The following is a 25229-nucleotide window of genomic DNA, read 5'->3' as shown; positions in this document are numbered from 1 at the left end:
GCCCGAGGCGATCCGGCCTTCCGCTGCCCGTGGACCCTGGTCAGAGCAGACCGTCGCCGAAACCCACCAGCCCGGCGTCGGCCGACGCGGACGCGTCAGCGTTGACGCCGCCGCTGACGCCGCCGTTGACGTCGCCGCTCACGCCACCGCCCGTGCCCGTGACGCCGGAGAGGACCCCGTCCACCTGGTGCGTCACGCCGCCCACCGTGCCGTCGACCGTCGGGAGCACGCCGCCGACGTTGTCGAGGCCGAGCCCGCCGACGGTGGCGTCGACGCCGAGCGAGTCGACGACGCCGCCCACCTGGCCCTGGGTGGCGCCGAGCAGGCCGTCGCTGCCCAGCAGGCCGTCCGGGGTGCCGAGCAGGCCGGCGTCGGTGCCGTCGAGCAGGGCGCCCGGGTTGCCGACCGTGCCGGTCACGTCGCTGACCACCGGGTCGGCCACGGTGTCCACCGCGCCCACCACGTCGGCGTCGAGGGTGTGCGTCACGTCGTGCACCCCGGTGAGGTCGGTGGCGACGCCACCCGGCCCGACGCCCACGCCGATCCCGGGCAGCAGCCCCGCCCCGACGGCGATGCTGCTCGGGTCGACGGCGATCGCGCCCACCACACCGGCCTTGACGTCCACACCGGAGTAGGTGCTGCTGATGGTGAGATCCTGCGTCACGCTCTGCAGCTGGCCGACCACGTCGGTGGTGTCGGGCAGCAGCGGGTCGACGCCGACCTGCCCGGCCACCGAGGCCACCGGCGCGAGCCCGTACGCCGGGGCGTAGTCGACCACCAGCGGCACCACGTCCTGCACGTCGGCGGCGGTGATGTCGGTGAGCCCGGCGGCCTGGAGCGCGCCCTCCGGGTCCAGGTCGAACGCCGACTTCGCGTCGGCGTTGGTCAGCAGGTTGAGCACGAAGTCGTGCAGGGTCTGGTCCATGTGTGCCGTTCTCCTCGGACGTAGGGCGTCAGCGACCGTGATCGTCGACAGCGACGTTAGGGCCGCCGGCCGGGACCGGTCATCGGGGATCGGCCCGCAATCCGCCCCGCCGGATTAGGGTGCCGAAGGCCTCGTCCATTAGGGGGACCGGGGGATCCGGGCCGGCCAGAGTTAGGGTCCCGATGCCGGAGCGATCTCTGGTACGAACGTAGGAGCCCACGGGGTTTCGCCGGGGGTGGGTCGCCGCACGGTGCGGACACCGTCGCCATCGGCCGGCCAACTCGCGGTAAGGAAGAATGCGAATGCCGTACGTCCTGGGGATCGACATCGGGAGCACCAACACCATGGCCAGCGTGGCCCGGCGGCGGGGTGCGACCTGGGCGCGACCCGAGGCGGTCGCGTGGGACGGCGGGTCGGTCACCGTACCGTCGGTGCTGCATCTGGCCACGGACGGGAAGCTGGTGGTCGGTGAGCCCGCCGACGGGGACGGGAGCCGGATCGCCCGCGGGTTCGTCCGCCGGGTCGGCGACGACGTACCCCTGGTGCTCGGCGGAGAGGCGTGCCCGCCGCAGCTGCTGACGGCGATGCTGACGGCGTGGGTGGTGGAACAGGTCCTCGACCGGGAGGGCGAGCCCGCGGAGGCGGTGGTGCTCAGCCACCCCGCCGGCTGGGGTCGGCACCGGCGGGACCTGCTGCACCGCGCGCTGCGGCAGTTCGGGCTGAGCAACGTGACGCTGCTGCCCCGCACGGTCACGGTGGCCGAGAGCCACGCGGCGCGGGGCTTCCCGGGCAGCACCGCGGCCGTCTACGCCCTCGGCGGCAACACCTTCGAGGCCGCCCTGGTCCGCCGCACCCCACGGGGCACGTACGAGACCTTCGGCTTCCCGCAGGGGCTGGACTGGATCGGCGGCGCCGACTTCGACGAGGCGCTGGCCGACCACGTGCGTACCGTGCTCGCCCGGGAGCTCGCCGCGGCCGGGCCCCGGCAGACCCAGGCCACGCTGCGCGGACTGCCGGAGTGCGAGCGGGCCAAGCGGGAACTGAGCGTCGGCACGGAGACCGACGTGCTGCTGACCCTGTCCACCGGACCGGTGCGGGTGCCGGTGAGCCGGGTGCGGTTCGAGGACATGATCCGACCTGCCGTGCAGGCAACCGTCGACCTGCTGACCCGTACCGTCCACTCCGCCGGGCTGCTGCCGGCGCAGCTCGACGGCGTCCTGCTCAGCGGTGGCTCCAGCCGTATCCCGCTGGTCGCCGAACTGCTCGCGGCGGCCTTCCCGGTGCCGGTGGAGGTGGAGCCCGATCCGCAGCTGACCGCCGCCACCGGCGCGGCGCTGGCCGCCTGCCAGGTCGTGTCGCCGCGGCTTCGGCGGCCGGAGCCGGACCCTGAGCCCGCCCCGGCCGGCGACACCGGACGCGCCACCGCGCCGGGCGTCCCGGCCCGACGTGGACCCCACCACGACCGCGCGCTCCGGACCGAACCACCACCGCGCCCCCCGGTCCGGATCACCCCGCTGGAACTGCCGAGGGCGTCCCGTCTGGCGCTGATGCGGCGGGGACGCGAAGGATGACCACCATGATCATGAGCAGCGTCGCCGAATCCCGCCTGGTGCTGGACCGGGGGCCACAGGCCCTGCTCGACGCGGTCGCGGCGGACCCGGACACGCCGCTCGCGCTCGCCGTGACGGGCCCGGGCGGTCACGGCCGGAGCGCGTACCTCCAGGAGCTGGCCCGGGTCTACCGGCGAGCCGGGATCACCGTGCTGGAGGGTGCTCCCGACCAGCCCGACACCGTCGGCCCGGACGCCGTGCTGGTGGTCGACGACGCCCACCTGCTCGACGACGCCCGGCTCCGGGCGCTGCGCGCCCTGGTGGCCACCCGCCGGCACCGCCTCGCCGTCGGGTACCGGCCGTGGCCCCGGCCGGCGGCGCTGGTCGAGCTGGCCGACACGTTCCGCCGCGACGGGCAACTGGTCCTGCTCACCCCGTTCACCCGGGAGCGGACCGCCGCCTACCTCGCCGCCGTACCGGAGATCGGCCGGCGGCCCGACCTGGTCGAGTTCGTGCACCAGCAGACCGCCGGTGTCCCCCGGGACGTCGAGCGACTGGTCCGGGGCCTGCGCGGGCAGGAGAGCCCGGTCCCGACCGAGCCGCCCCGGCAGGTCATCCTCCAGTTCGGACCGGACCTGGAGGACCTGGCACCCGACGTCCGGCGACTACTGCTCGCCGTCTCCGCCGGCGTACCCCTGCCGGTGGACCTGCTCCGGGCGCTGCTCGGGCGGGAGCCGGGCGAGGTGGACGAGCTGATCGCCGCCACCAGAGCGGCCGGCCTGCTCGGCGCGGACGGCCGGCTCGCGCCGATCGTGCGGCGGGCGGTGACCGCGCTGAGCCCGGCCACCGACCGCGCCGCGGTGTCGCGGGGGCTCACCGAACTGCAGCTCGCCCGAGGTGGGCCGGTGCTCCCGCTGGTCCGCTCGTTGCTGGCGGCCGGAGTGGCCGGCGACTGTCCGGCGCCGACCCTGGAGGCCGCGGCCGAGGAGGCGCTGGCCGGTGAGCCCGCCCTGGCGGCACAGCTGTTCGCGGCGGCCACGGCCGCCGGGCGGCCCACCGCCGTCCGGCAGGCCGCCGCCGCGGCCCTCGCCGGGGACCTGGACACCGCCCTGCGGCTGGCGGACCGGCAGCTCGCCACCGCCGCCCCGGCCGACCGGGCGGAGGCGGCGGCGGTCGCCGCGACGGCGCTGGCGCACCGCGGTCAGATCGATCGCAGCGTCGAGCTGTACCGGTGGTCCGGCACGGCCTCGGCGGAGTCCTTCGCCGTCGTCGGCGCGCTCGCCGCCGGCCGCCCCGCCGACGTGCCGGCGACGACCGGGGTCGACCTGCCGAGTGAACCCCCCACCCTGCACGCCAGCGCCGCCCGGCTGATGGCCGACGGGATCCGGGACAGCATCGCCGGGCCACCCACCGCCGCACTCTCCACCCTCGTGCAGGCGGCGGCGCTGCTGGAGCCGGCCGGGCGGGCGGTGCTCCTGCCGGACAGCCCGGCGGCGCTCGCCGCCCTGACCGGGGTGCACTGCGGCGAGCTGGACATCGCCGAGCGGGTGCTCGACCGGGCCGCGACCAGCGGGACCGGCGGACCGCTGATGGCCCGCCGGCACCGGTTGTTGCAGGCCTGGATCGCCCTGGTCCGGGGCCGTACCGACATCGCGGCCGAACACCTCGCCGCGGTGACCGGCGCCGGCCGGCCGCTCGAATCGCGGGACCTGCTCTTCGCCTGCGCGCTCGAGATGGGCATCGCCCGGCGCAACAGCGACCTCGGCGCGCTCCAGCGCGGATGGGGGCATGCGCTGGAGGCCGTGGTGCGGCACCCGGTGGACCTGTTCACGCTGCTGCCCCTGGGCGAGCTGGCCATTGCCGGAGCCCGGCTGGGTGACCTGAGCCGGCTGGAGCCGTACCTGCGGGAGGCGCGACTGCTGCTGGCCCGGCTCGGCGACCCGCCGCTGTGGAGCACGCCGCTGCACTGGAGCGGGCTGCACGCGGCGATCCTCGCCGAGGAGCCGACGGCCGCCGACGAGCACGTGGCCGCCCTGCTCGCCGCCGCGCACCACAACCGGTACGCGGCCGTGGTCGCCGCAGCCGCGACCAGCTGGGTCGAGGTGCTGCGCGGTACGGTCGACCCGGTTCGGGTGGAGGCCGCCGCCCGCGGGCTGCACGACGCCGGGCTGTGCTGGGACGGCGCCCGGCTCGCCGGGCAGGCCGCGATCCGCACCTCCGACCGGCGGGCGATGACCACGCTGCTGGACTGCGCCCGGATGCTCCAGGGCCGACCGGCGGGGGCGAAGGGCGGGCAGCGGCCGGGCTCCGCCGACGCCGTCGCCAGCCCGGCACCGCACCGGCTCAGCGACCGGGAGCGGGAGGTGGCCGAGCTGGTCCTGGCCGGGTTGACCTACCGGGAGATCGGCGACCGGCTCTTCATCTCCGCCAAGACGGTGGAGCACCACGTCGCGCGGATGCGGTCCCGACTCAACTGTGCCAACCGAACGGAGCTGCTGGCCCTGCTGCGGACGGTCCTGGCCGGCGGGTCGCGCAACCCGGCCCGCTGGCCCGAGCGGCCCGCCTCGTGACCCTGGCCGGCCGCCACCAGCTCGCCGCGAGGGGAGGCACGGGTGCGGAGCACCGGCGACCCTGACGAGAGGTGGTACGACGAGGACGCCGGGCCGTTGGTGCGGCCGTACGCGCTGACGCGCCCGGACGACGCGGCCGACCGCCCGCAGCTCGACCTGATCACGGTGCTCGTGGCCCGGGTTGCGGCTCCCCCGGCCACGCCGCTCTTTCCCGAGCAGGCGCAGATCGTCGAGCTGTGCCGGCGTCCACTGTCGGTGGCGGAGGTCGGCGCGCACCTGGACCTGCCACTGGGTACCGTTCGGGTGCTGCTCGGCGAGCTGCTGCAGGCCGGGCTGATCGAGACGCACGTGTCGCCGGCGCTGTCCGAGCTGCCGTCTCCGGAGCTGCTCCGGGCGATGCTCACCGGGCTTCAGGAGTTGTGATCGGCGAGGATAGGCCGAGACCCACCTACGGCGAAGGATCTGAGGAGACAGAGCACATGCCGTCATCACCGCCCCAGCAACGGCGGACTGTGCCGATCATCGTGCTCGATCGGATCGTGGCCCTGGCGGGACACTGTCGGCACGCCGTCACCAGGCTTCGCGGCCTGTCCCGGCACACCCCGGTCCTCATCGTCGCGTCGCTGGCGGTCCTGGTCGCGGCAGCGGTCCCCGTCGTCATGATCCTGCGGACGCCGGAACGGCTGGCCCCCGTGGCCCTCCCACCGGCCGACATGCCGCTGCCGACCGGCTCCGCGGAAGCCAGGCCAGGCCAGGCCAGACCGGCCGCCTCCAACGCGCCGGGAACGGCGCGGACGACGACCCCGTTGGTCGACCCTTCGGCCGTGCGGGTCACCCCGCCGTCTCCGGACGCGCCGTCACCGACGCCGAACACCCCGGTCGCGTTGACCGCCGCCTTCGTCATCGAGGATCGCGCCCTGCTCAGCTACGGCGCCGGGGTGACCATCAGCAACGCCGGTCGGGCGAGGGCGACGAACTGGACCCTGGTCATCACCCTGCCTCGGGAAACCCTCCAGATCTCCTCGGTCACCGGCGCCCGGGCCACGCAGGAGGGGGCGAGGTGGACCTTCGTACCGGATGAGACGACCACGGAGGTGCCGCCCGGCGGCTTCGTCCGGGTCACCTTCCGGGTCAGTGGCGCGGCGATCAGCTCGACCCCCACGGCCTGCACCATCAACGGAGCCGCCTGCACCGGCCTGCCCGACTGAGACACCCGCCCGATCTGTGCCGCCGTGCCGTTTCCCGGCTCACGGCGGAGCGTGTAGGTCTGTGGGGCGGGGGTACCGCGACCGGGGCCGGACGGGACCTTGCCGCTGCGGAATTCCGGCAGGTTACGCGCCACGCCGGCTTCCGCTGCTGACGCTCGGAGGGGTACCGGTGCTCATCGTGGCGCAGCACGCCGAGCACTGGCGGCTGAGGGACCTGGCCCACCGGCGACCCGGCTGGTGGAACCGCAGACTCCGGCAGCCCTGACCGTCAACGCGCGGGCGGATGAGGGCGGCGGGCCGGCAGGTCGGCAGGTCGGCATGGTCCCGGTCGTAGCGGGAAGGCCAGTGCCGCCAGCAGGACTGACCGAGGGAGGCGGCGCCATGGCGGACACATCGCGCACAGAGTCGGGTAGTGGGCACCCGACGGGTGGTGGCTTCGCCGTCGTGGAGATGTTCACCTCCCAGGGCTGCAACAGCTGCCCTCCGGCGGAGGAGGTGCTCTCCGAGATCGATCGCGACGCCCGCCAACGGGGGCAGGCCGTCTACGCCCTCGGCTTCCACGTCGACTACTGGGACCACCTGGGCTGGACCGACCCGTACGGCGACCCGGCGCACACCCTGCGGCAGGAGGCCTACGCGCGCGCCTTCGGCGCCGGAGGGTTGTACACGCCGCAGATGGTCGTCAACGGCACCGTCGAGTTCGTCGGCTCCGACCGCCGGCAGGCGTCATCAGCGATCAAGCGCGCCCTCAGCGAAGCAGTCGCCACGTCGCTCACGCTGTCGGTCGAGGACGTCGTCGAGGGTACGGGAGACGGGCGCCGGGTGGTCGTCGACTATCAGGTCGAGCGACCGCCGGAGCAGGCGGTGCTGAACGTGGCGGTCGTCGAGACCGGCCTGGAGAACGACGTTCCCCGGGGAGAGAACGCCGGGCGAAGGCTGCGGCAGGACGGCGTGGTCCGCGCCTTCACGTCCGCGAAGCTCGACCTGGGGCGGGGGCGGGTGGAACTCGCGGTGCCGCCGGACCTCGATCCGAGAAACGCCTCGGTGGTCGGCTACGTGCAGAACGACGGCGACAAGACCATCGTCGGCGCCGCGGCGACGCGTCCCGGGTCGACGAGCGGCTGACCCTCGTCATCAAGGGGTTCCGCGCGCACGTCCTGACCATCGACCCATGTCCGAGTACCTGACGGGAGCGGAGCGATGACCGACAAGACCGAGAAGGCGATTCTGGCCGGCGGCTGCTTCTGGGGGATGCAGGATCTCATCCGCAAACGCCCAGGCGTGCTCGCCACCAGGGTGGGATACACCGGCGGGGACGTGCCGAACGCGACGTACTACAACCATGGATCGCACGCCGAGGCGATCGAGATCGCCTACGACCCCGACACGGTGTCCTACCGGGATCTCCTCGAGTTCTTCTTCCAGATCCACGACCCGACCACGAAGAACCGTCAGGGAAACGACGTGGGAGTCAGCTACCGGTCGGCCATCTTCTACACGGACGAGCAGCAGCGGCAGGTCGCCGAGGACACCATCGCCGACGTCGACGCCTCCGGGCTGTGGCCCGGCAAGGTGGTCACCGAGGTCAGCCCCGCCGGCCCGTTCTGGGAGGCCGAACCGGAGCACCAGGACTACCTGGAACGCAATCCCGGCGGATACACCTGCCACTTCCCCCGGCCGGACTGGAAGCTCCCCCGCCGGGGAGAGAACGCCGCCTAGTCGCAGCCGGGGCAGAGAGCCTTCGCTGAATTTCCGAGGAACTCGAACGAAAGGGAGGCCCCACGTGGCCGTCAAGACGCTGACCCGTACCGGCACGGACATCCGGCCGTTCAAGGTAGAGATCCCGGAGGCTGACCTCGAGGCGCTGCGTGCGCGTATCGCGGTCACGCGCTGGCCCGAGAAGCAGACCGTCGACGACCAGTCGCAGGGCGTGCCGCTCGAGACGAGCCAGGCGCTCGCGCGCTATTGGGAGAAGGAGTACGACTGGCGCAAGGTCGAGGCGCGGCTGAACGCCCTGCCGAACTTCGTCACCGAGATCGACGGTCTCGACATCCACTTCATCCACGTCCGCTCGAAACACGAGGACGCGCTGCCGCTCATCGTCACGCACGGGTGGCCGGGGTCGGTCATCGAGCAGCTGAAGATCGTCGGTCCGCTCAGCGATCCGACGGCGCACGGCGGGGACGCGTCGGACGCCTTCCACCTGGTGATCCCGTCGATGCCCGGCTTCGGCTTCTCCGGCAAGCCGAGCAAGCCCGGCTGGGGCCCCGAGCACGTTGCCAGTGCGTGGATCGAGCTGATGAGGCGCCTCGGCTACGACCGGTTCGTGGCGCAGGGCGGCGACTGGGGCGCGCTCATCACGGACCTCATCGGTCTGCAGGCGCCTCCGGAACTGCGCGGCATTCACACCAACATGCCGGGTGTGGTTCCGCCCGACATCGATGCGCTGCTGCAGTCCGGCATCAGCGGAGCGAACAACCCGCTCGACTCGCTGCCGTCCAACCTCTCCGACGAGGAGAGGCGAACGTGCGAGCAGCTCGACTTCTTCTGGAAGCACTCCGCCTACGCCCTCATGATGGGGACGCGCGCGGAGACGCTGACCGGTTTCGCGGATTCACCCATCGCCCTGGCGAGCTACATGATCGACCATGACGCGGCCAGCCTGGACCTGATCTGCCAGGCCTTCGCCGGGAAATCCGTCGGCCTCACGCGGGACGACGTCCTCGACAACATCACGCTCTTCTGGCTGACGAACACGGGCGTTTCCGCGGCTCGCATCTACTGGGAGAACAAACTCGCCTTCTTCGCCGCCAAGGGCGTCTCCGTCCCGGCTGCCGTGAGCGTCTTCCCGAATGAGATGTACCAGGCCCCGAGGAGTTGGGCGGAGCAGGCGTATCCCAATCTCATCCACTACAACAAGCTCGACAAGGGCGGGCACTTCGCCGCCTGGGAACAGCCGAAACTTCTCACCGAGGAGCTTCGCACCGCCTTCCGGTCGGTTCGCTGACTGAGGTCTGCACATGGGCGCAGTTGCGGGGCCGGGTGGCTCGGAAGCCCAGCCACTCGGCCCCGCCGAGCCGACGCACCAGCCGTAGCCGTAGCCGCGTGCCCTGGTCGGGCCGCCCGGCGGCTGCTGGAAGACCGTCAGCAGCTCGCGGCGACCTGCCCTCAGGCTACGGAGCGAACCACAACGCGAGCGCCCAGCCCATGATGACGCGCGAATACACCATGAGGGTCGCGAGCGTCAGCAGCCCGGCGACCGTCATCGCCACCATCACCGCGAAGACGCCGCCGTTCTTCGCCACGTACTGCCAGCCCTGGCGTGACGACGGCTCCTCAGGACCGGCCTCATCCTGATCGAAGAAGATCACGCAGCAAGGCTACTGTCAGCGTCGCTGTCGGTTGACCGGCCCGGGCTTGGCCAGATGAAGACCGCCTCGTCCAGGAGGCTTCCGAGGTCCGCGGCGCGCAGCCATACGTCGAAGCGGCACCTCGACCGGCCATGGCCCGCTTCGCGCCGTACGGCATGGGGCGTGCCGCTGATCAAGCGCCGTCGTTACATCGGCCCAGCCATTGGCGCACGGCGGAGAAGGTTGCCTCGGTCAGTCCCTCGCCCGAGTCGACAGGGTGCAGCAGCGCCGGCTGCGGGTGGTGCACCGCCACCCAGCGCCGGTCAGCGTCGCTTGTCTCATCGTCGAGCCAGACGAAGGGACGACCCGCCGCCCACCGGGTAAGAACCACCGTCTTCCAATGCAGACCGCGCTCCGGCTCCTCGTCGGACTCCGGCCACTCCACGACGGGAAGCGCCGGCAGGCCGAGCCGTGGCGAAATGACCTCGTTCGCCTCCGCCATCCAGGTCGTTGCCCAGACCAGCTGGCACTCCAACGCCAGCAGGCGTCGTCCGTCAGCCGGGTCGAGCCGATCCAGGAGAGGATTGCCCCCACCGCCGAATGCGTCCGCGGCCGCCTCGGTCGAAGGGCGATCCCTCCTCGTCCACCGGTTCCCGAACGGAATGAGCACGCCATCCACGTCGAGGAAGATCAGCGGTCGTTGACCAACGCGGGGACCCACCGCAGAACGGTATCGCCAGTCCGAAGGCCGCCGGGTGCCCTGCCTCTCCACAGCAAGCCCGGGAACGCACATGTCGCCCATGAGACGGCCAGGGCGCCTCAGGAGTGCCGGCGAAGTGATCCCGCTGCTATGTCTCGAACGGGTCCCAGTCGGCCGCGTAGCGCAACAGCGAGCGGGCCAGGTCAGGGTGGGCTGCGGCCCACCGGGTGTCGAAGAGGAACCACTGGTCGAACCCGAAGAAATCGTCGATGTACCGAGCTGCTTGCGCGATGTGCGCGTCGAGCCGAGTCAGGGACTCGGCGGGCCGCTGCGGGCGTAGCAGCTCCAGCACCTCGCGGTGGATCGCGTCATGCGCGAGCACCCGGTCGATGCCGGCCGGCGACGGGTCGTACCCGGGCAACCTGGCGTAGCGGTCCAGCGCCGCGCCGACGTCCTCCTTTCCTGGGGCGTTCAGGGCCCGAAGCAGCCGGGCGTCGTGCGGCCAGTGGTGGTCAGCGGGGTCGTCGACGCCGCGCAGGGCGGCGGCGAGGTCCGGGAGGGTCAGGCCGGGGAAGACCACGGCTCCGGCAAGGTCCAGATTTCGGTCAAGATCCGGCGACTGCCAGCACAACCGGACCGAGAACACGGACTCCGGCCCGGGCGGGGCCAGCCGGACGGGACGGACCGGTACGCCATGGCTGAAGGCCGCGCCGGGCGCGGCGGCGTCGGCGGGCAGCGGCCAGGTGTCGTGCAGCAGGAACGCAAGCCGGTCGGGCGAGGCGGTGGCGGCCTCGTCGTCGACGAAGTAGTAGGCCAGGTCCACCTCGTCGTCGTCGGTACGCACCCGCAGGGCGTGCTCGCCGAGCCGGATGAAGGTGCCCTCGTCGTCACCCTCCACCCAGAGGTACTGGTCCAGCAGCTCGCGCAGTTCGTCAACGGTCTCCGGCCGGGGCAGGTTCCGCTTCCGGACCTCCTCAAAGATCGAGTCCAGGCCGTAGACAGAGCCGCCCAACTCGCCGTCGATCCAGGCGTCCGGGTCATCGTGGTCCCAGCCACGGCGGAACCAATCGAGCACGGTCGCGTCGGGCACGGTGACCACCCGCTTGCCGAACGGCGATTCCTCCCGCCACCGGCACACGAAGTACATCGGCTGACTCTAGGCGAGCGATCCAGAACGGTGCCCTGCCCGACGATCGGTCACGACCAGCCGGAGCGCGGCAACCGGGCCTCACGATTGCGATCGGGTACTGGTCCCGATTCCGCCGACCTATCGATGGTGTGGGTGGAACGATGCAAGACGTGGGAACTGCGAGAACTGCCATGCCTGCCATTTCGCCGCTTGCCGGCGAGCCGATCAAGCGTGCCGATGCCGAGCGGCTCGCGGGAGTGCTGAAGGCGTTCGCCGACCCGGCCCGACTGCGACTGCTCAGTCTGATCCAGTCCGCTCCGGAGGGCGAGGCGTCCGTCACCGACCTCACCGCACCGCTTGGTCTCTCCCAGCCCACGGTAAGTCATCACCTTCGGATCCTCACCGACGCCGGCCTGCTCGAGCGCGAGAAGCGCGGCGTCTGGGCGTACTACCGCCTGGTGCCGTCCGCGATCGCGGCGATAGCCGAGCTGTTGACGCCGCCCCGCAAGCGGGCGACGAAGAGGACCCGCTGACCGGCGCCGTCGAGGACCGCGCCGTCAACGAGCGCCGGCAGGATTATCCGTGCTTCCGGATGGCACGCCGCCTGGCGTTGATCTGCAACCTTGCTCAGCCATCGACGTCAACGACGACCTTGCCGTCACTGGTGGCGCCGGCAACCAGCGCGTGGGCGTCCATGACGGTGTCGAGCGTGAATCGCCGTGAGTCCAGTCGTGGGCGCAGCGCGCCGGCGTCGGCCAGGGTCGCGGCCTCGCGCAGGATTTCGCCATGGTGCTCACGACCGCGCCCGGTCAGCATCGGCAGCAGGGTGAACACCCCGGAGTACGTCGCACCACGGAACGACAGCGGCGCGAGTGAGTGCGACCCCCAACCCAGCGCGCTGACGACGTGCCCCTGATAGGTACGCACAGCAGCGAACGAGGCGTCGAGTGTCGCACCCACCACCCACGTTGTCGGCGATGATGTCGAAGCCTTCACCGGCGGTGTACCTGCCGACGTACTCCTCGACGCTGGTCGAGGTGTAGTCGATCGGCACCGCGCCGAGGCTCTCGATGACGCCCATGCTCGCCGGCGCGCCCGTCGCGTACACCTCGGCGCCGCGGGCCAGGGCGAGTTGGACGCCGACGTGGCCGACGCCGCCGGCACCGCCGTGGATCAGTACCTTCTGCCCGGCGCGGACCCCGGCCCGGTCGATCAGCCCCTCCCAAGAGGTGATCACGGCCAGCGGCAGCGCGGCGGCCTCGCGCATCGACAGCATCCGCGGCTTGCGCGCCAGCAGGCGGGCGTCCACGGCGGCGTACTCGGCCAGGGAGCCCTGCAGGTCGCCCACCCCGCCGGTGAGCCCGTACACCTCATCGCCCGGCTCGAAGCCGGTCACGCCCGGGCCGAGCGCGGCGACCACGCCGGCGAGGTCCAGACCGAGCACGGCCGGCGGTTCGACCCGCGCGTGCGGGGCTTTTCCAGCTTGAATCTTCGTGTCGAGCGGATTGACCCCGCTGGCGACGACACGCACGAGCACCTGACCGGCACCGCCGACGGGTTGGTCGATCTGTTCGCCCCTCAGCGGTGTACCGAACTCTCGAAGCACCGCAGCGCGCATCAATTTCCACCCCGCCTGTCACCTCAACCTTGCCGTACTCACTCCGCCTTCTGGCCGGCGAGCCAGTCGTCGAAGGTCGTCGGTCCGATCCGGGCGTCCGGTCCCGGCAGGAGCACATTGCCCGCCATGTCCGCGCCGAGGATCGCCTCCCACGTGGGGACGATCTTCATGACCCGCCCCATCGCCTGGTGGGTCCGGCGCGCCATGTCCACGAGGTCGTGACGATCGGGGCCGGCCACATCGGGATGGCGTCCCTGCGGTGGGCCGACTGCGGCTTCCGTCAGGAATTCGCCGACGTCAGCCGGCGCGATCGGCTGGACGAGCAGTGGCGCGAGGTAGGCGGTGCCGTCGCGTTCGGTCCAGGTGGCCACCGTCGCGCCGAAGTCGAAAAACTGGGTGGCCGGCACGATGGTCCACGGCACCGGTCCGGTGGACACCAGGCGCTCCTGCTCGCGCTTGCCCGAATAGTGGGCGGTTCCCGCGATGCGGTGTACCTCGACGATCGAGAGCAACACGTGGTGTCGCACACCCGCCTGCTGCTCTGCTTTGAGCAGGTTCTGCGTGGTGGTGGCGAAGTACGTCACCGTGGCCTCGCGGTCGGTGGGTGGCGCGCTGGTCGCGTCGACGACGGCGTCGACGCCGCTCAGGGCCTCGTCCAGTCCCCGGCCGGTCAGCAGGTCGACGCCGTGCGACCGGCTGATCGGTACCGGGTCGTGCCCGTGGCGTTGCAGGGCCGCCATGGTGTGGGACCCGATGTTGCCGGATGCGCCGGCGACTGCCACCCGCATGGTGTGCTCCTGTCTCAGATCCTGGGCGAGGCGCAGCGGACGTGACAACCGGATGCGGGATCGCCGTACCTGACGACTACGTGATCGGCTCGCGCGGCGAGCGCCTCGATGGGTGGTCGTGCGGTGTCGGGCCGGACGGCCCGCCCGAGCGCAGCCGCTTGCCAAGCGGGCTCGACGCGATGACCCCGCGGTGGTTGACGGCCTCGCCCTGACGCACAGCCTAGGGGCGGTCGAAGTGGCGCGTGGCGCGAATCAGGATGCCGATGGGGCGGGCGTAGACCCAGCTTCCTCGTGGCTCGCAACACGTCCTTCGGCACAGTCGCGGTCGGCCCGGACGTGATCGGCACCCAGGCCATCGAGCTGGACGGGCAACCATATAGGGACGGCCGAGACCCCGAGGCCGGCACCGACGAGGTCGAGCACGGCGGCCGGCGCCGGGATGACCCCGGGGGATTACTGCCAAGGATCTTCTACGAACCCAAAAAAACTTCTGACGGCGATGTCGAGAACCGGTGGCCGGCTCCGTCCCCGGGGTGAACGTGACCAGAATGGGTCGCACCCGCATCGAGGAGAAGCACGATGGCGAAGTACCTGCTGCTCAAGCACTACCGCGGCGCTCCGGCTGCGGTCAACGACGTGCCGATGGACCAGTGGACGCCGGAGGAGATCTCGGCGCACATGCAGTACATGAGCGACTTCGCGACCCGGCTCGAGGGGACCGGCGAGTTCGTCGACGGTCAGGCGCTCGCCCCCGAGGGGACGTTCGTCCGGTACGACGGCGAGGGGCGCCCGCCGGTCACCGACGGCCCGTTCGCCGAGACCAAGGACCTCATCGCCGGCTGGATGGTGATCGACGTCGACAGCTACGAACGCGCCGTCGAGCTTGCCGGGGAGCTGTCGGCCGCCCCCGGGGCGGGCGGGAAGCCGATCCACGAGTGGCTCGAGCTGCGCCCGTTCCTGACCGCGCCGCCCACCATCACGGAGTGACCTGATGGACGAGGCCCTCCTGCGGAGCCTCTCGCCGACCGTGCTCGGCATCCTCGTCCGCCGCGGAGCCGACTTCGCGGCGGCCGAGGATGCCGTGCAGGACGCGCTGGTGGAGGCGCTGCGCGCCTGGCCGGCCGACCCGCCGCGGGATGCGAAGGGCTGGCTGGTCACCGTGGCCTGGCGCCGGTTCCTCGACGCGACCCGGGCCGACGCCGCCCGCCGTCGGCGTGAGGACCTCGTCGACGAGGAGCCGGCACCCGGGCCCGCGCCCGCGGTGGACGACACGCTTCAGCTCTATTTCCTGTGCGCCCACCCGTCGCTGACGCCGTCGTCCGCGGTCGCGCTCACGCTGCGCGCCGTCGGCGGGCTGACCACCCGCCAGATCGCCCAGGCCTACCTGGTGCCCGAGGCGACCATGGCGCAGCGCATCAGCCGGGCAAAGCGGACCGTCTCCGACGTGCGTTTCGACCAGCCCGGCGACGTCGCCACCGTGCTGCGCGTGCTCTATCTGGTCTTCAACGAGGGCTACTCCGGCGACGTCGACCTGGCCGCCGAGGCCATCCGGCTCACCCGGCAGCTCGCGGCCGCGATCGACCACCCCGAGGTGGCGGGGCTGCTCGCCCTCATGCTGCTGCACCACGCCCGCCGCGTCACCCGGACCGCGCCCGACGGCAGCCTGGTGCCGCTCGCCGAGCAGGACCGCCGCCGATGGGACACCGCTTCGATCGCCGAAGGCGTCGAGATCCTGCAGGCGGCCCTGGCCCGCGACCGGCTGGGCGAGTTCCAGGCCCAGGCCGCCATCGCGGCACTGCACGCCGACGCGCCCACCGCCGAGGAGACCGACTGGGTGCAGATCGTCGAGTGGTACGACGAACTCACGCGCCTGACCGACAGCCCGGTCGTCCGGCTCAACCGCGCGGTGGCCGTCGGCATGGCCGACGGACCGCGCGCCGGGCTGGCGGCGCTCGCCGCGCTGGACGACTCGCTCCCCCGCCACGCGGCGGTGGCGGCGTACCTGCACGAACGCGACGGCGACCTGGCGACGGCGGCCCGGCGGTACGCCGAGGCGGCCCGCAAGGCCACCAACCTCGCCGAGCGCGACCACCTGACACGCCAGGCCGCCCGGCTCAACGCCCGCCGCTGTCGCTGACCGGTCGCGCTCAGAGTTGCGGCAGCGCTTGGCGCGACCCTGCGGCGAGAGTGACACAGGTCACACCGGATGAACTTTCACCCGCCGGTCACGTCCGGAGCACTCGGATACGTCTCGCGTTCATCCAGGGAGAATGATGCGTTCAGTTCGCAAGATATCGGCGCTGGCACTGCTGGTGCTGGGCGTCTCGGCGGTGGCTCCGGGCGGTGTGCCGGCGTCGGCGGAGCCCCGGGCCGCGCAGCCGGCGACCACACCCCCGGTCGCGACCACACCCCCGGTCGCGGCCAAGCCCCGGACGGTCACTCTGCTCACCGGCGACACCGTCCACGTCAGCACCGTGAATGGCCAGACCGCGGTCGACGTCGTGCCGGGCAAGGGACGGGAACGGATCCCGTTCCTCACCCACAGCGCCGGCGAGGACGTGCGGGTCATCCCCGCCGACGCCGTCGGCCTGCTCAACCGGGGCAAGCTCGACGAGCGGCTCTTCGACATCTCGACGCTGGTCGACTTCGGCTACGACGACACCCGGTCCACCCTGCCGCTCATCGTCCAGCACAGCAGCGCCGCCCCCGCCAACCTCGCCGGCGCCCGGACCACCCGCAGGTTCTCCGGGGCGAGCGCTGTCGCGGAGAGCCGCAAGGACGCGGTGTCCTTCTGGAACAACCTCACCTCCGCCTCGAACGGCAGGGAGCGGCAGCTGCGGGCCGGGTTCGACAAGATCTGGCTGGACGGGCTGCGCCACCCCACCCTCGACGTCAGCGTCCCGCTGACCGGCGCGCCGAAGGCTTGGGAGGCCGGCTGGACGGGCACGGGGGTGAAGGTCGGCGTGATCGACACCGGCGTCGACCAGACCCACCCCGACCTGGCCGGCCACGTCGCCGCCGCGGAGAACTTCACCGCCGAGCCGGACGCCCTCGACCGGGTCGGCCACGGCACCCACGTCGCCTCCACCATCGCCGGCAGCGGGGCCGCGTCGCAGGGCCGTCACAAGGGCGTGGCGCCCGGGGCGACCCTCTACAGCGCCAAGGTCTGCATGCGGGAGGGCTGTCCGGAGTCGGCGATCCTGGCCGGCATGACCTGGGCGGCGGAGCAGGGCGTCAAGGTCGTCAACATGAGCCTCGGCGGCCCGGACAGCCCGGGAGCCGACCCGATCGAGGCGGCCCTGACCGACCTCACCTCTCGCTACGGCGTGCTCTTCGTCGTCTCGGCGGGCAACGAGGGCCTGGCCGGCGAGTCCACGATCGGCTCGCCCGGCAACGTGGACGAGGCGCTGACCGTGGGCGCCGTGAGCAAGACGGGCGAGCTGGCCGAGTTCTCCAGCCGGGGTCCGCGCGTGGGCGACGCCGGCATCAAGCCGGACATCACCGCCCCCGGCGTCGGCATCGTCGCCGCCCGCAGCTCGGCCTCCCAGCTGTGGCCGGTCGAGAACCCGCAGTACGCCAGCATGGACGGCACTTCGATGGCGGCTCCGCACGTGGCCGGTGCGGCGGCGATCCTGGCCCAGCAGCACCCGGACTGGTCGCCTGAGCGAATCAAGTCCACGCTGATGGCGGCCGCGCAGCCGAGCGCCACCATCGGTGTCTACGAGCAGGGCGCGGGCTTCCTCGACGTCGCCCGGGCGATCCAGCAGAGCGTCACGGCGAGCCCGGTCAGCGTCGCCTTCGAGCGGACCGCCACTGCGCAGCAGCGCACGATCACGTACGCGAACAGCGGCTCCTCCGCCGTCACCCTGGCTGTCTCCCTCGATGCCAGGGACGCCGAGGGCGGCCCGGCGCCGGCCGGCCTGTTCAGCCTCAGCGCCTCCTCCGTGACGGTCCCGGCCGGCGGCACGGCCACCGTGACCGTCAACGTGCAGTCCGGCGCCGGCCTGCCCGAGCGCTACTTCGGCGGTACGGTGACCGCCACCGGCGGCGGCGCGCAGGTGCAGACCCCGGTCGCGCTCGACATCGCCCGCAGCAGGTTGACCCTCAAGCTCGTCGGGCCGGACGGCGGTGCGCCGACGGCCGAGCAGGGCTGGGTGACCGTCCTGACCGACCTGGACCGGCAGACCATCCTGGTGCTCAACGACCCCAAGGCCAGCACGTACCGGGTCCGGGCGGGCCGCTACCTGGTGCAGACCTACCTGTTCACCGGCGAGTCCCTCAACCACATCACTTCGATGGTGCGCCCGAGCCTGGACCTGACCACGGACCAGGCGCTCACCATGGACGCCCGCCTGGCGAAGCCGATCGCGGTGTCGGTGCCGAACGCGAAGGCCACCGCCGTCCACCAGGAGTTCGGCTGGACGATCCGGACCGAGCAGCCGCAGATCTGGGGCAGCGACGACCCGTACGGCGCGGTGATGGGCGTCCCCTTCGAGCACCTGCGGACCGCGCAGATCGGGGCCGGCGAGACCCCCGGCTTCGTCTCCTACGTCCACGGCATGTGGGGCCAGGCGACCGAGGACGGCACCCTGCACAACAGCCCGTACGCCTACCGGGTCTACCTCTACGAGCCGAAGAAGATGATGACCGGGCTGACCCGCAAGCTGCGCGCGGGTGACTTCGCCACGGTCCGCTCCCGGATCAGCGCGGACGTGGCCGGCGTGCCGGTGTCGCGGACCGCGGTCGCGCACGCGCCCGGCAACTCGCCGGTCTACCGGGCCGGGCACGATCTCCAGCCGGCCTTCACCTACGACGTGCCGAACACCATCACCGAGTACTACCACCAGGACAAGCAGGCGGTGTGGCAGTCGACCTCGTACCAGCAGCGGTACACGTACTACGAGTCGGCATGGACCAGCTTCCAGCCCGGGCGCACGTACGACGTGAAGTGGGCCAACGGGGTGGTCGGGCCGGTCTTCCCCGAGCCGAACTTCGGCCAGCAGTACGCCACCCGCTACTGGGGTGACACAATTGGTGGGCCGGGTCCGCTGCACGGCGACGGCAGCGGCCACATGGGCATCCGGCACGAGCGCAACGGCAGCGTGCAGGTGAGCCTCTACCGCAACGGGGTCAACCTCGGCGACAAGACCGAGGCCCGCTCGCTGTGGCAGGTGCCTGCGGAGGAAGGTGACTACCGGCTGACCGCGACCTACCGCAGCGACCCGGAGTTCACCCTCTCGACGGTGCTCGACGCGGAGTGGACCTTCAAGTCCGCGCACGTGGCCGACGGCGAACTGGTGAAGCTGCCGATGACGGCGGTCCGGTACACCCCGGAGCTGGACATCCACAACCGGGCGCCGGCCGGCCGGCTGTTCCGGATCCCGGTCTCGCTCGACCGTCAGGTCGGGGCGGCGCCGGGCCGGACCACGGCCCTGACCGTCGAGGCGTCCTTCGACGACGGCAAGACCTGGCAGCAGCTGACCGTGCGGCGCAACGGCGAGAAGGCGGTCGCCTGGGTGCGCAACCCGGCCGGCACCGGCTTCGTCTCGCTGCGGGCGGCCGCGACGGACACCAGCGGTAACACGGTCAAGCAGACCGTCATCCGCGCCTACCGGTACTGAGGATGAGCCCCGGACGCGGCGCCCACCGGCGCCGCGTCCGGGTCACCGGTGCCAGAGCAGCCGGTCGCGGATCCGCCGGGCCATCGGCGAGTCCGTCCCGTCGAGTTCGGCGAGGGCCTCGCTCCACGCCTGCCCGGCCAGGGCCGGGTCGCCGTTGGCGGAGTGGAAGTCGCCGATGGAGACCAGCACTTCCGCGGTGTGATGGGTGGCCCGGGCGTCGCGGAAGATGTCGATCGCCTGCTGCCAGGTGGCCATCGCGTGCGGCAGGTCGTCGATCATCGAGTACGTGTGCGCCAGCCAGGCCTGAGTGGTGCCCGTCCCGTGCAGGTCGCCGAGGGCCTCGAACTGCCGCCGCGCCTCGACGAACATGCCCAGCGCCTCGGCGTGCCGGCCGAGCCAGCCCTGCGCCCGCGCGATGACCAGCAGGGCGTTGGTGGCGCCCCGCACATTCCCCTCGGCGCGAAAGAGCGCCCGCGCGGCCTCGGCATGCCGGATCGCCTCGTGGTAGCGCCGCTGTTCCAGCCGGATCTCGGCGATGTTGTTCTCCACATGGCCCTGCTCGTTGCGCCGGCCGAGCCGCTCGAACAGTGCCCGGGCGTGCTGCAGGTGCGACAGCCCGCGGTCCAGATCGGCCAGGAAGTAGCAGGCGCCGGCGAGGCTGCGGTGCAGCAGGGCCTGGGCGGCGGGGTCGTCCCCGGTCGCGGCGAGGCCGGTGCTCATCGTTGCCGCCCACTGCCGGAACTGCGCGGTGTCCTGGAAGAAGTTCTGCAGGGTCAGCGCGATCTGCCAGGCCGTGCGGGGCCGGCCGCGCTCCTTGGCCCGCGCGACGATGGCGGTCAGCACCCGCTGCTCGGCGGCGAACCAGGCCATCGCGTCGGCCCGGCCGGTGAAGCGGCGCCCGGTGACCCCGCGCGCGGACGGCTCCGGCTCCGGCAGCGGCACCTGCGGCTGCAAGGGCAGGTGCGCCGCGTACGCACTGAGCTGGTAGTAGTCGTAGACCCGCTCGATGGCAGCGTCCCGCTCGGCCGCGTCGTCGTGCTCCTCCCCCAGCTCCACGGCGTAGGCGCGCAGCAGATCGTGCATCCGCCATCGACCGTTGCCGGGTTGGACCAGCATCTGCGACCCGAGCTCGGCGAGCAGGCCGCGAGCGGAGCGCAGGGACAGACCGCCCAGGGCGGCGACCGCTTCCGCGCTCAGCTCCCCGGCCGGGTGCAGGGGCAGCAGCCGGAAGAGCCGGGCTGCCTCGGGAGTCAGTGCCTGGTAGGACCAGGAGAAGATCGCCTCCAGGTCGGCGTGGGTGTCCCCGAAGCCGGTCAGCCGGCCGTCGGCCTCGGCCAGCTCGCCGGCGACCGCGGGCAGGCTGAGCCCGGGCCGGCCGACGCTGCGGGTGGCGACCAGCGCCAGGGCCAGCGGCAGCCGGCCACAGCGCGCGATGATCTCGTCGACGGCGGCCGGGTCGGCGGCCGCAGCGTCGCCGAGCCGGCGGGTGAGCAGCTCGCGAGCCTCGTCGTGGGTCAGCAGGTCGAGGTGCAGCGGGTGGGCGCCCGCCTGGCCGGCCACGCCGGTGATCCGGCGGCGGGTGGTGGCGATGACGAGACTGCCGCCGGTGCCGGGCAGCAGGTGCCGGATCTGCTCCCAGTCGCGGCAGTTGTCGAGCAGGATCAGCATCCGCCGCTCGGCCAGGATGCTGCGGTAGAGGCCGGCCTGGGCGTGCAGCTCGGCCGGGATCGCGGCCGGCGCGACGCCGAGGGACCACAGGAAGCCGCGCAGCGCCTCCGCCGGGGTCATCACCGAGTCGCCGGCGTCGAAACCGCGCAGGTCCGCGTGCAACTGCCCATCGGGGTAGCAGGCGGCCAGCTGGTGGGCCAGGTGCACCGCGAGGGTGCTCTTCCCGACGCCGGGCATTCCGTCGATGACCAGCGCGCTGGTCCGCCGGTCTCCGGCCAGCAGCTCCTCCGCGGCGGCCAGGACGCTGCGGCGGCCGGTGAAGTGGGGGTGGTCGGCCGGCAACTGCGCCGGCGGCTCGGCCCGGGTCGGCGGCGACAACTCCAGCTCGGCTGGCGGCCATGATTCGGCCTCCGCGCCGCCAGGCGGCGCTCCGGTCCGAATGAAGGCCGGTCCGACGCCGCGCCGCGACCTGGAGCCGTCGGCCGGGGCGTCGTGGTCGAGCAGGCTGTCCCGGGCCGCGCGCAGGTCGCGGCCCGGCTGGATGCCGAGCTCGTCGGCGAGGCGGTGCTCGATGTCGGCGTACGCCGCGAGGGCCTCGGCCCGCCGGCCGTCCGCGGCGAGCGCGAGCAGCAGCCGCGCCTGCAGCGCCTCGTCCAGCGGCTCGTATTCGGCGGCCAGCCGGATCGCGGGCAGCACCACGTGGACGCACCCGGCCCGCAGGGCGGCATCGGTCGCCGCCCGGACGGCCGCGAACCGCTCGCCGTCGACCGCGACGAACTCCGGATGGGCCCGGCCACCGGTCTGCAGGCCCGAGGCGCACCGGTCGCGCCACAGCGCCAACGCCTCCCGGTAGAGCTGGACGGCCGGCTCGCCGGAGCTGCGACCGGCCTGGGCGACCAGGCGCCGGAACCGCAGCAGGTCGAGCGACTCCCCCTCGATCCGCAGCCGGTACTCGGCGCCGTCGCGGATCAGCACCGAGCCCGCAGCCCGCGTCGGCAGGCCCGGCTCGAAGCGCCGCCGGAGCATCCCGACGTGCCGGTGCACCACGTTGACCGCGCTGGGTGGGGGGTCGCACTCCCAGAGCAGGTCGACGAGTTCGGCGACGCTGACCGCGCCGCCGGCTCGGGCGAGCAGCAACGCCAGGATCAGCCGCTGCTGCCGGGTGCCCAGGTCGATCTCGGACTGGCCGCGCCAGGCCCGCACCGGGCCGAGAACGGCGAAAGAGAGCGGGCTGGTCATCCTGATGCGATCCAAGTACGGCTGGGTGCCACGATCGCCATAGCATGTCAGGGCCCGCGCCGCGCGACGGACGCGCCGCCGCAATGTGAGCTTCGACTCAGCGGCCGGATCGCCGGTCGGCGGCGTATTGCCTGCTCAGGCGGCCTCAAGGCCGGTGCGCAGGGCCCGCAACGCATAGTGGGTCCGGGACTTCACCGTGCCGATCGGCACGCCCAGCCGGCCCGCGACCTCTTCCGGTGACCGCCCGACCAGGTAGACCTCGGAGAGCAGACTGCGCTGCGCCGGGCTCAGCCGGCCGAGCGCGTGCCGGATGGCGTGCGACGCCAGCGCGGTGCCGGTGGTGTCGTCGCCGGCGGGAATCCAGGTCATGTCGACGAGGTGGACCTCGGCCGGGCGGCCCCGCCGCAGCCGGACGCCGTCGATGACGAGTCGCCGGGCGACGGTGAAGAGCCACCGTCGGGCGGCATCGGGCTCGGCCGGCACCGAGTCGAGGTGCCGCCAGGTCCGCAACATCGTCTCCTGGAGCAGATCCTCGGCGGTCTGCCGCTGGCCGTGGGTCAGCACGAGCAGGAGACGCAGCACGGCACGGCCGTGCTCCGCATGCAGCGCGGTCATGCGCTCGGCCCGGCCGGCCGGTGATTCGTCGAGTACCCCGAGCACCATCTTTCCCCCCACAGCCAGGAGCAACGGTGAATGAGGCCCGAGCCTAGGGACGGCCGATGCGAATGGACTGACGCGTAAGTGCGGATCGAGTGCCGTCGCCGATCGCAATCGCTCACGGACGTGACGTGACCGCCACGAGCCGACCGGTCCCCGGTCTGCGCGTACGGGATCAGGGCCGGCAGCGCATGGCGTCGCCGTGGCCGGCGCAGTGCCGCGGAACCCGCCGGGCCCCGGCTCGATCATCGGGTGGTACTCGGCGTGGGCGGGGAACCGCCGGTGCGCCTGCTGGCCGCTGCCCGGTGGACCTGCCGGCAGCGCAGCTCCGCGGCGGCGCGCTCGGCGGGGCTGTCGTGCTCCTCGCCGAGTTCCGTGGCATAGGCCAGCAGCAGCTTGTGAGTGCGGTAGCGGCCCGGCAGGTCCTCGCTGATCAGGTGCGCGCGGCTCAGCTCGCCGATCAGCGCCCGCCCGCTCTGCAGCGGGACGCCGGCCAGGCCCGCCGCCTCGGCGACCGAGATGTCGGGGCCGGGATGGATCGGCAGCAGCCGGAAGAGCCGGGCGGCCGGGGCGGAGAGTGACTGGTAGGACCAGGAGAAGACGGCACGCAGGCCGGTCTGCGGGTCGTCGCCGTCGAAGCCGTCCAACCCGGGCGCCTGGGCCAGCTCGGCGGCGATCTGCGCCGGTGGCGTCCCCGGCACGCTCGCCAGGCGGGCGGCCACCATGGCCAGCGCGAGCGGCAGCCGCCCGCAGCCGGCGACGATGGCGTCGATCGCGGCCGGGTCCGCCGTGACGCCGCCGACGGCGAGCGGCTCCAGGAACGCCGCGCGGGCCTCGTCGACGGTCGGCAGGCCGACCGGCAACGGGTGGGCGCCGGCCGCGGTCAGCAGGGTGCTGAGCCGGCTGCGGCTGGTGACGATCACCAGGCAGCCGGGGCTGCCCGGCAGCAGGTGCCGGATCTGCTCGGCGTCCCGGCAGTTGTCGAGCAGGATCAGCAGGCGCTGGCCGGCAAGCCTGCTGCGGTACATGCCCGCCTGGGCGTGCAGCTCGGCCGGAATGCCCTCCTGGGGCACCCCGAGCGAGCCGAGGAAGCCGCGCAGTGCCTCGGCCGGGCTCATCGCCGGCTCCCGCCCGTCGTATCCGCGCAGGTCGACGTAGAGCTGCCCGTCCGGGTAGCCGGCGGCGAGCTGGTGGGCGAGGTGGACGGCGAGGGCGGTCTTGCCGATCCCGGGCATGCCGTCGATCGCGAGCACCGCCGGCCCGCCCGGGCGCGCGACCGCCGCGCGGGCCTCGGCGATGAGGTCGTCCCGGCCGCTGAAGAAGGGCAGGTCCGGCGGCAGCTGCGCGGGCCGCGGCAGCGACGACGGCGATTCGGTACGCGCCGGCTGGGTGCGCTGGTGCAGCAGCCGGTCGTACGCCTCCCGCAGCTCGTCGCCCGGATCGATGCCCAGCTCCTCGGCGAGCCGGCGGCGCACCACCCGGTACATCTCGACGGCTTCCGCCTGGCGGCCGTCGGCGGCGAGCGCCAGCAGCAACCGGCTCTGCAGCGACTCGTCGAGCGGGTGCTGCTCGGCGGCCTGCCGCAACGGCGCCAGCACCGCGCTCATCCGGCCGCAGCGCTCGGCGGCGTCGGCGGCCTCGCGCACGGCCTGGGCGCGTTCGGCCTCCACGGCGAGGAACGCGGGATGCCGGCGGGAGGCGGGTTCCAGGCCCGCGGCGCACCGGCCGCGCCACAGCCGCAGCCCGTCGAGGGAATGCCGCAGCGCCGACTCCGGGTCGCCGTCCTGCAGGCTCCGGCCCGCCAGCCGGCTCAGCGACCGGAACTTCAGCAGGTCGAGGGACTCCTCGTCGGCGCGCAGCCGATAGCCCGCGAGGTCCCGGAGGATGTGCCGGCCCGCCGACCGGGTGGGCAGGCCGGGCTCGAGCAGCCGCCGGAGCACCCCGACGTGCCGGTGCACGACGTTCGCGGCGCTGGCCGGGGCCTCCTCGTCCCAGAGCAGGTCGACCAGCTCGGCCAGGGAGACCGGTGAACCGGCCCGGGCCAGCAGTATGGCGAGCACCAGGCGCTGCTGGCGGGCGCCCAAGTGCAGCTCGGCGCCGGCGCGGACGACCCTGACCGAGCCGAGCACCGAGAAACCGATCGTCTCGCCCACCTCCGCCCGCACACCGGCAACGGTAACCGGCGATCCGCCACCCACTCCTTGCG

The 25229-nt window shown here is 72.9% G+C and carries 20 protein-coding genes and 1 pseudogene; 11 read left to right on the top strand and 10 right to left on the bottom strand.

Features of this window, described 5'->3' with window-relative positions; all coding sequences use genetic code 11:
- Nucleotides 1–40: 40 nt before the first annotated feature.
- A complete protein-coding gene (locus V6U88_RS25765) occupies nucleotides 41–925 on the bottom strand; it encodes an IniB N-terminal domain-containing protein (RefSeq protein ID WP_334456849.1) in 885 nt (294 codons plus the stop codon).
- Nucleotides 926–1227: 302 nt separating this feature from the next.
- Between V6U88_RS25765 and V6U88_RS25760 the strand changes: the two genes are divergently transcribed.
- From V6U88_RS25760 to V6U88_RS25730, 7 genes are all read left to right on the top strand, one after another.
- A complete protein-coding gene (locus V6U88_RS25760; RefSeq protein ID WP_334456847.1) occupies nucleotides 1228–2496 on the top strand; it encodes an Hsp70 family protein in 1269 nt (422 codons plus the stop codon).
- A 5-nt stretch (nucleotides 2497–2501) separates the two neighbouring features.
- Complete coding sequence (locus V6U88_RS25755; RefSeq protein WP_334456845.1) at nucleotides 2502–5045, top strand: helix-turn-helix transcriptional regulator; 2544 nt, start codon at nucleotides 2502–2504, stop codon at nucleotides 5043–5045.
- A 42-nt stretch (nucleotides 5046–5087) separates the two neighbouring features.
- Complete coding sequence (locus V6U88_RS25750; RefSeq protein ID WP_334456843.1) at nucleotides 5088–5468, top strand: DUF742 domain-containing protein; 381 nt, start codon at nucleotides 5088–5090, stop codon at nucleotides 5466–5468.
- Between the two features lie 56 nt (nucleotides 5469–5524).
- On the top strand, nucleotides 5525–6253 hold the full coding sequence (locus V6U88_RS25745; RefSeq protein ID WP_334456841.1) for a cellulose binding domain-containing protein: 729 nt from the start codon (nucleotides 5525–5527) through the stop codon (nucleotides 6251–6253).
- A 381-nt stretch (nucleotides 6254–6634) separates the two neighbouring features.
- Entirely contained in the window at nucleotides 6635–7378 is a 744-nt protein-coding gene (locus tag V6U88_RS25740; RefSeq protein ID WP_334456840.1) for a DUF1223 domain-containing protein, read from the top strand.
- Between the two features lie 75 nt (nucleotides 7379–7453).
- Nucleotides 7454–7972 (top strand): peptide-methionine (S)-S-oxide reductase MsrA, encoded by a 519-nt coding sequence (gene msrA, locus V6U88_RS25735; protein WP_334456838.1) that lies wholly within the window; start codon nucleotides 7454–7456, stop codon nucleotides 7970–7972.
- A gap of 64 nt (nucleotides 7973–8036) precedes the next feature.
- On the top strand, nucleotides 8037–9260 hold the full coding sequence (locus tag V6U88_RS25730) for an epoxide hydrolase family protein (RefSeq protein WP_334456837.1): 1224 nt from the start codon (nucleotides 8037–8039) through the stop codon (nucleotides 9258–9260).
- 166 nt (nucleotides 9261–9426) lie between these two features.
- Here V6U88_RS25730 and V6U88_RS25725 read toward each other — a convergent pair whose 3' ends face one another.
- The 3 genes from V6U88_RS25725 to V6U88_RS25715 form a co-directional block, all read right to left on the bottom strand.
- The gene (locus tag V6U88_RS25725) at nucleotides 9427–9624 is read right to left on the bottom strand and encodes a hypothetical protein (RefSeq protein WP_334456835.1); all 198 of its coding nucleotides are present in this window, start codon (nucleotides 9622–9624) and stop codon (nucleotides 9427–9429) included.
- Nucleotides 9625–9796: 172 nt separating this feature from the next.
- On the bottom strand, nucleotides 9797–10324 hold the full coding sequence (locus V6U88_RS25720; protein ID WP_334456832.1) for an HAD domain-containing protein: 528 nt from the start codon (nucleotides 10322–10324) through the stop codon (nucleotides 9797–9799).
- A 127-nt stretch (nucleotides 10325–10451) separates the two neighbouring features.
- Complete coding sequence (locus V6U88_RS25715; protein ID WP_334456830.1) at nucleotides 10452–11450, bottom strand: hypothetical protein; 999 nt, start codon at nucleotides 11448–11450, stop codon at nucleotides 10452–10454.
- Between the two features lie 173 nt (nucleotides 11451–11623).
- Between V6U88_RS25715 and V6U88_RS25710 the strand changes: the two genes are divergently transcribed.
- Nucleotides 11624–11965, top strand: coding sequence for an ArsR/SmtB family transcription factor (locus tag V6U88_RS25710; RefSeq protein ID WP_334456826.1), 342 nt, complete (start codon nucleotides 11624–11626; stop codon nucleotides 11963–11965).
- A gap of 94 nt (nucleotides 11966–12059) precedes the next feature.
- Here V6U88_RS25710 and V6U88_RS25705 read toward each other — a convergent pair whose 3' ends face one another.
- The 3 genes and pseudogenes from V6U88_RS25705 to V6U88_RS25695 all read right to left on the bottom strand — a co-directional run bounded on the left by V6U88_RS25705 (nucleotide 12060) and on the right by V6U88_RS25695 (nucleotide 13838).
- Nucleotides 12060–12359, bottom strand: coding sequence for a zinc-binding dehydrogenase (locus V6U88_RS25705; protein WP_334456823.1), 300 nt, complete (start codon nucleotides 12357–12359; stop codon nucleotides 12060–12062).
- A 364-nt stretch (nucleotides 12360–12723) separates the two neighbouring features.
- Nucleotides 12724–13050, bottom strand: a pseudogene (locus V6U88_RS25700) (alcohol dehydrogenase catalytic domain-containing protein); the annotation flags it as partial.
- 38 nt (nucleotides 13051–13088) lie between these two features.
- Nucleotides 13089–13838: an SDR family oxidoreductase gene (locus V6U88_RS25695; RefSeq protein WP_334456820.1), complete on the bottom strand. Its 750-nt coding sequence runs from the start codon at nucleotides 13836–13838 to the stop codon at nucleotides 13089–13091.
- Nucleotides 13839–14417: 579 nt separating this feature from the next.
- Here V6U88_RS25695 and V6U88_RS25690 point away from each other — a divergent pair.
- From V6U88_RS25690 to V6U88_RS25680, 3 genes are all read left to right on the top strand, one after another.
- Nucleotides 14418–14825: a YciI family protein gene (locus tag V6U88_RS25690; protein ID WP_334456818.1), complete on the top strand. Its 408-nt coding sequence runs from the start codon at nucleotides 14418–14420 to the stop codon at nucleotides 14823–14825.
- Nucleotides 14826–14829: 4 nt separating this feature from the next.
- The gene (locus tag V6U88_RS25685) at nucleotides 14830–15975 is read left to right on the top strand and encodes an RNA polymerase sigma factor (protein WP_334456816.1); all 1146 of its coding nucleotides are present in this window, start codon (nucleotides 14830–14832) and stop codon (nucleotides 15973–15975) included.
- A 136-nt stretch (nucleotides 15976–16111) separates the two neighbouring features.
- Complete coding sequence (locus V6U88_RS25680; protein WP_334456813.1) at nucleotides 16112–19459, top strand: S8 family serine peptidase; 3348 nt, start codon at nucleotides 16112–16114, stop codon at nucleotides 19457–19459.
- A 42-nt stretch (nucleotides 19460–19501) separates the two neighbouring features.
- On the opposite strand, the gene V6U88_RS25675 is transcribed toward V6U88_RS25680, so the two are convergent.
- From V6U88_RS25675 to V6U88_RS25665, 3 genes are all read right to left on the bottom strand, one after another.
- Complete coding sequence (locus V6U88_RS25675; protein ID WP_334456811.1) at nucleotides 19502–22366, bottom strand: AfsR/SARP family transcriptional regulator; 2865 nt, start codon at nucleotides 22364–22366, stop codon at nucleotides 19502–19504.
- A gap of 135 nt (nucleotides 22367–22501) precedes the next feature.
- Nucleotides 22502–23029: a sigma-70 family RNA polymerase sigma factor gene (locus tag V6U88_RS25670; RefSeq protein ID WP_334456809.1), complete on the bottom strand. Its 528-nt coding sequence runs from the start codon at nucleotides 23027–23029 to the stop codon at nucleotides 22502–22504.
- A 239-nt stretch (nucleotides 23030–23268) separates the two neighbouring features.
- Entirely contained in the window at nucleotides 23269–25188 is a 1920-nt protein-coding gene (locus V6U88_RS25665; protein WP_334456807.1) for an AfsR/SARP family transcriptional regulator, read from the bottom strand.
- Nucleotides 25189–25229 lie beyond the last annotated feature (41 nt).

Origin of the sequence: Micromonospora sp. CPCC 205739 (genome assembly GCF_036906795.1) — a bacterium.
Classification (GTDB): Bacteria; Actinomycetota; Actinomycetes; order Mycobacteriales; family Micromonosporaceae; genus Micromonospora.
Note: the sequence above shows the minus strand (reverse complement) of the source record. Positions and strands in the feature narration are given on the sequence as shown.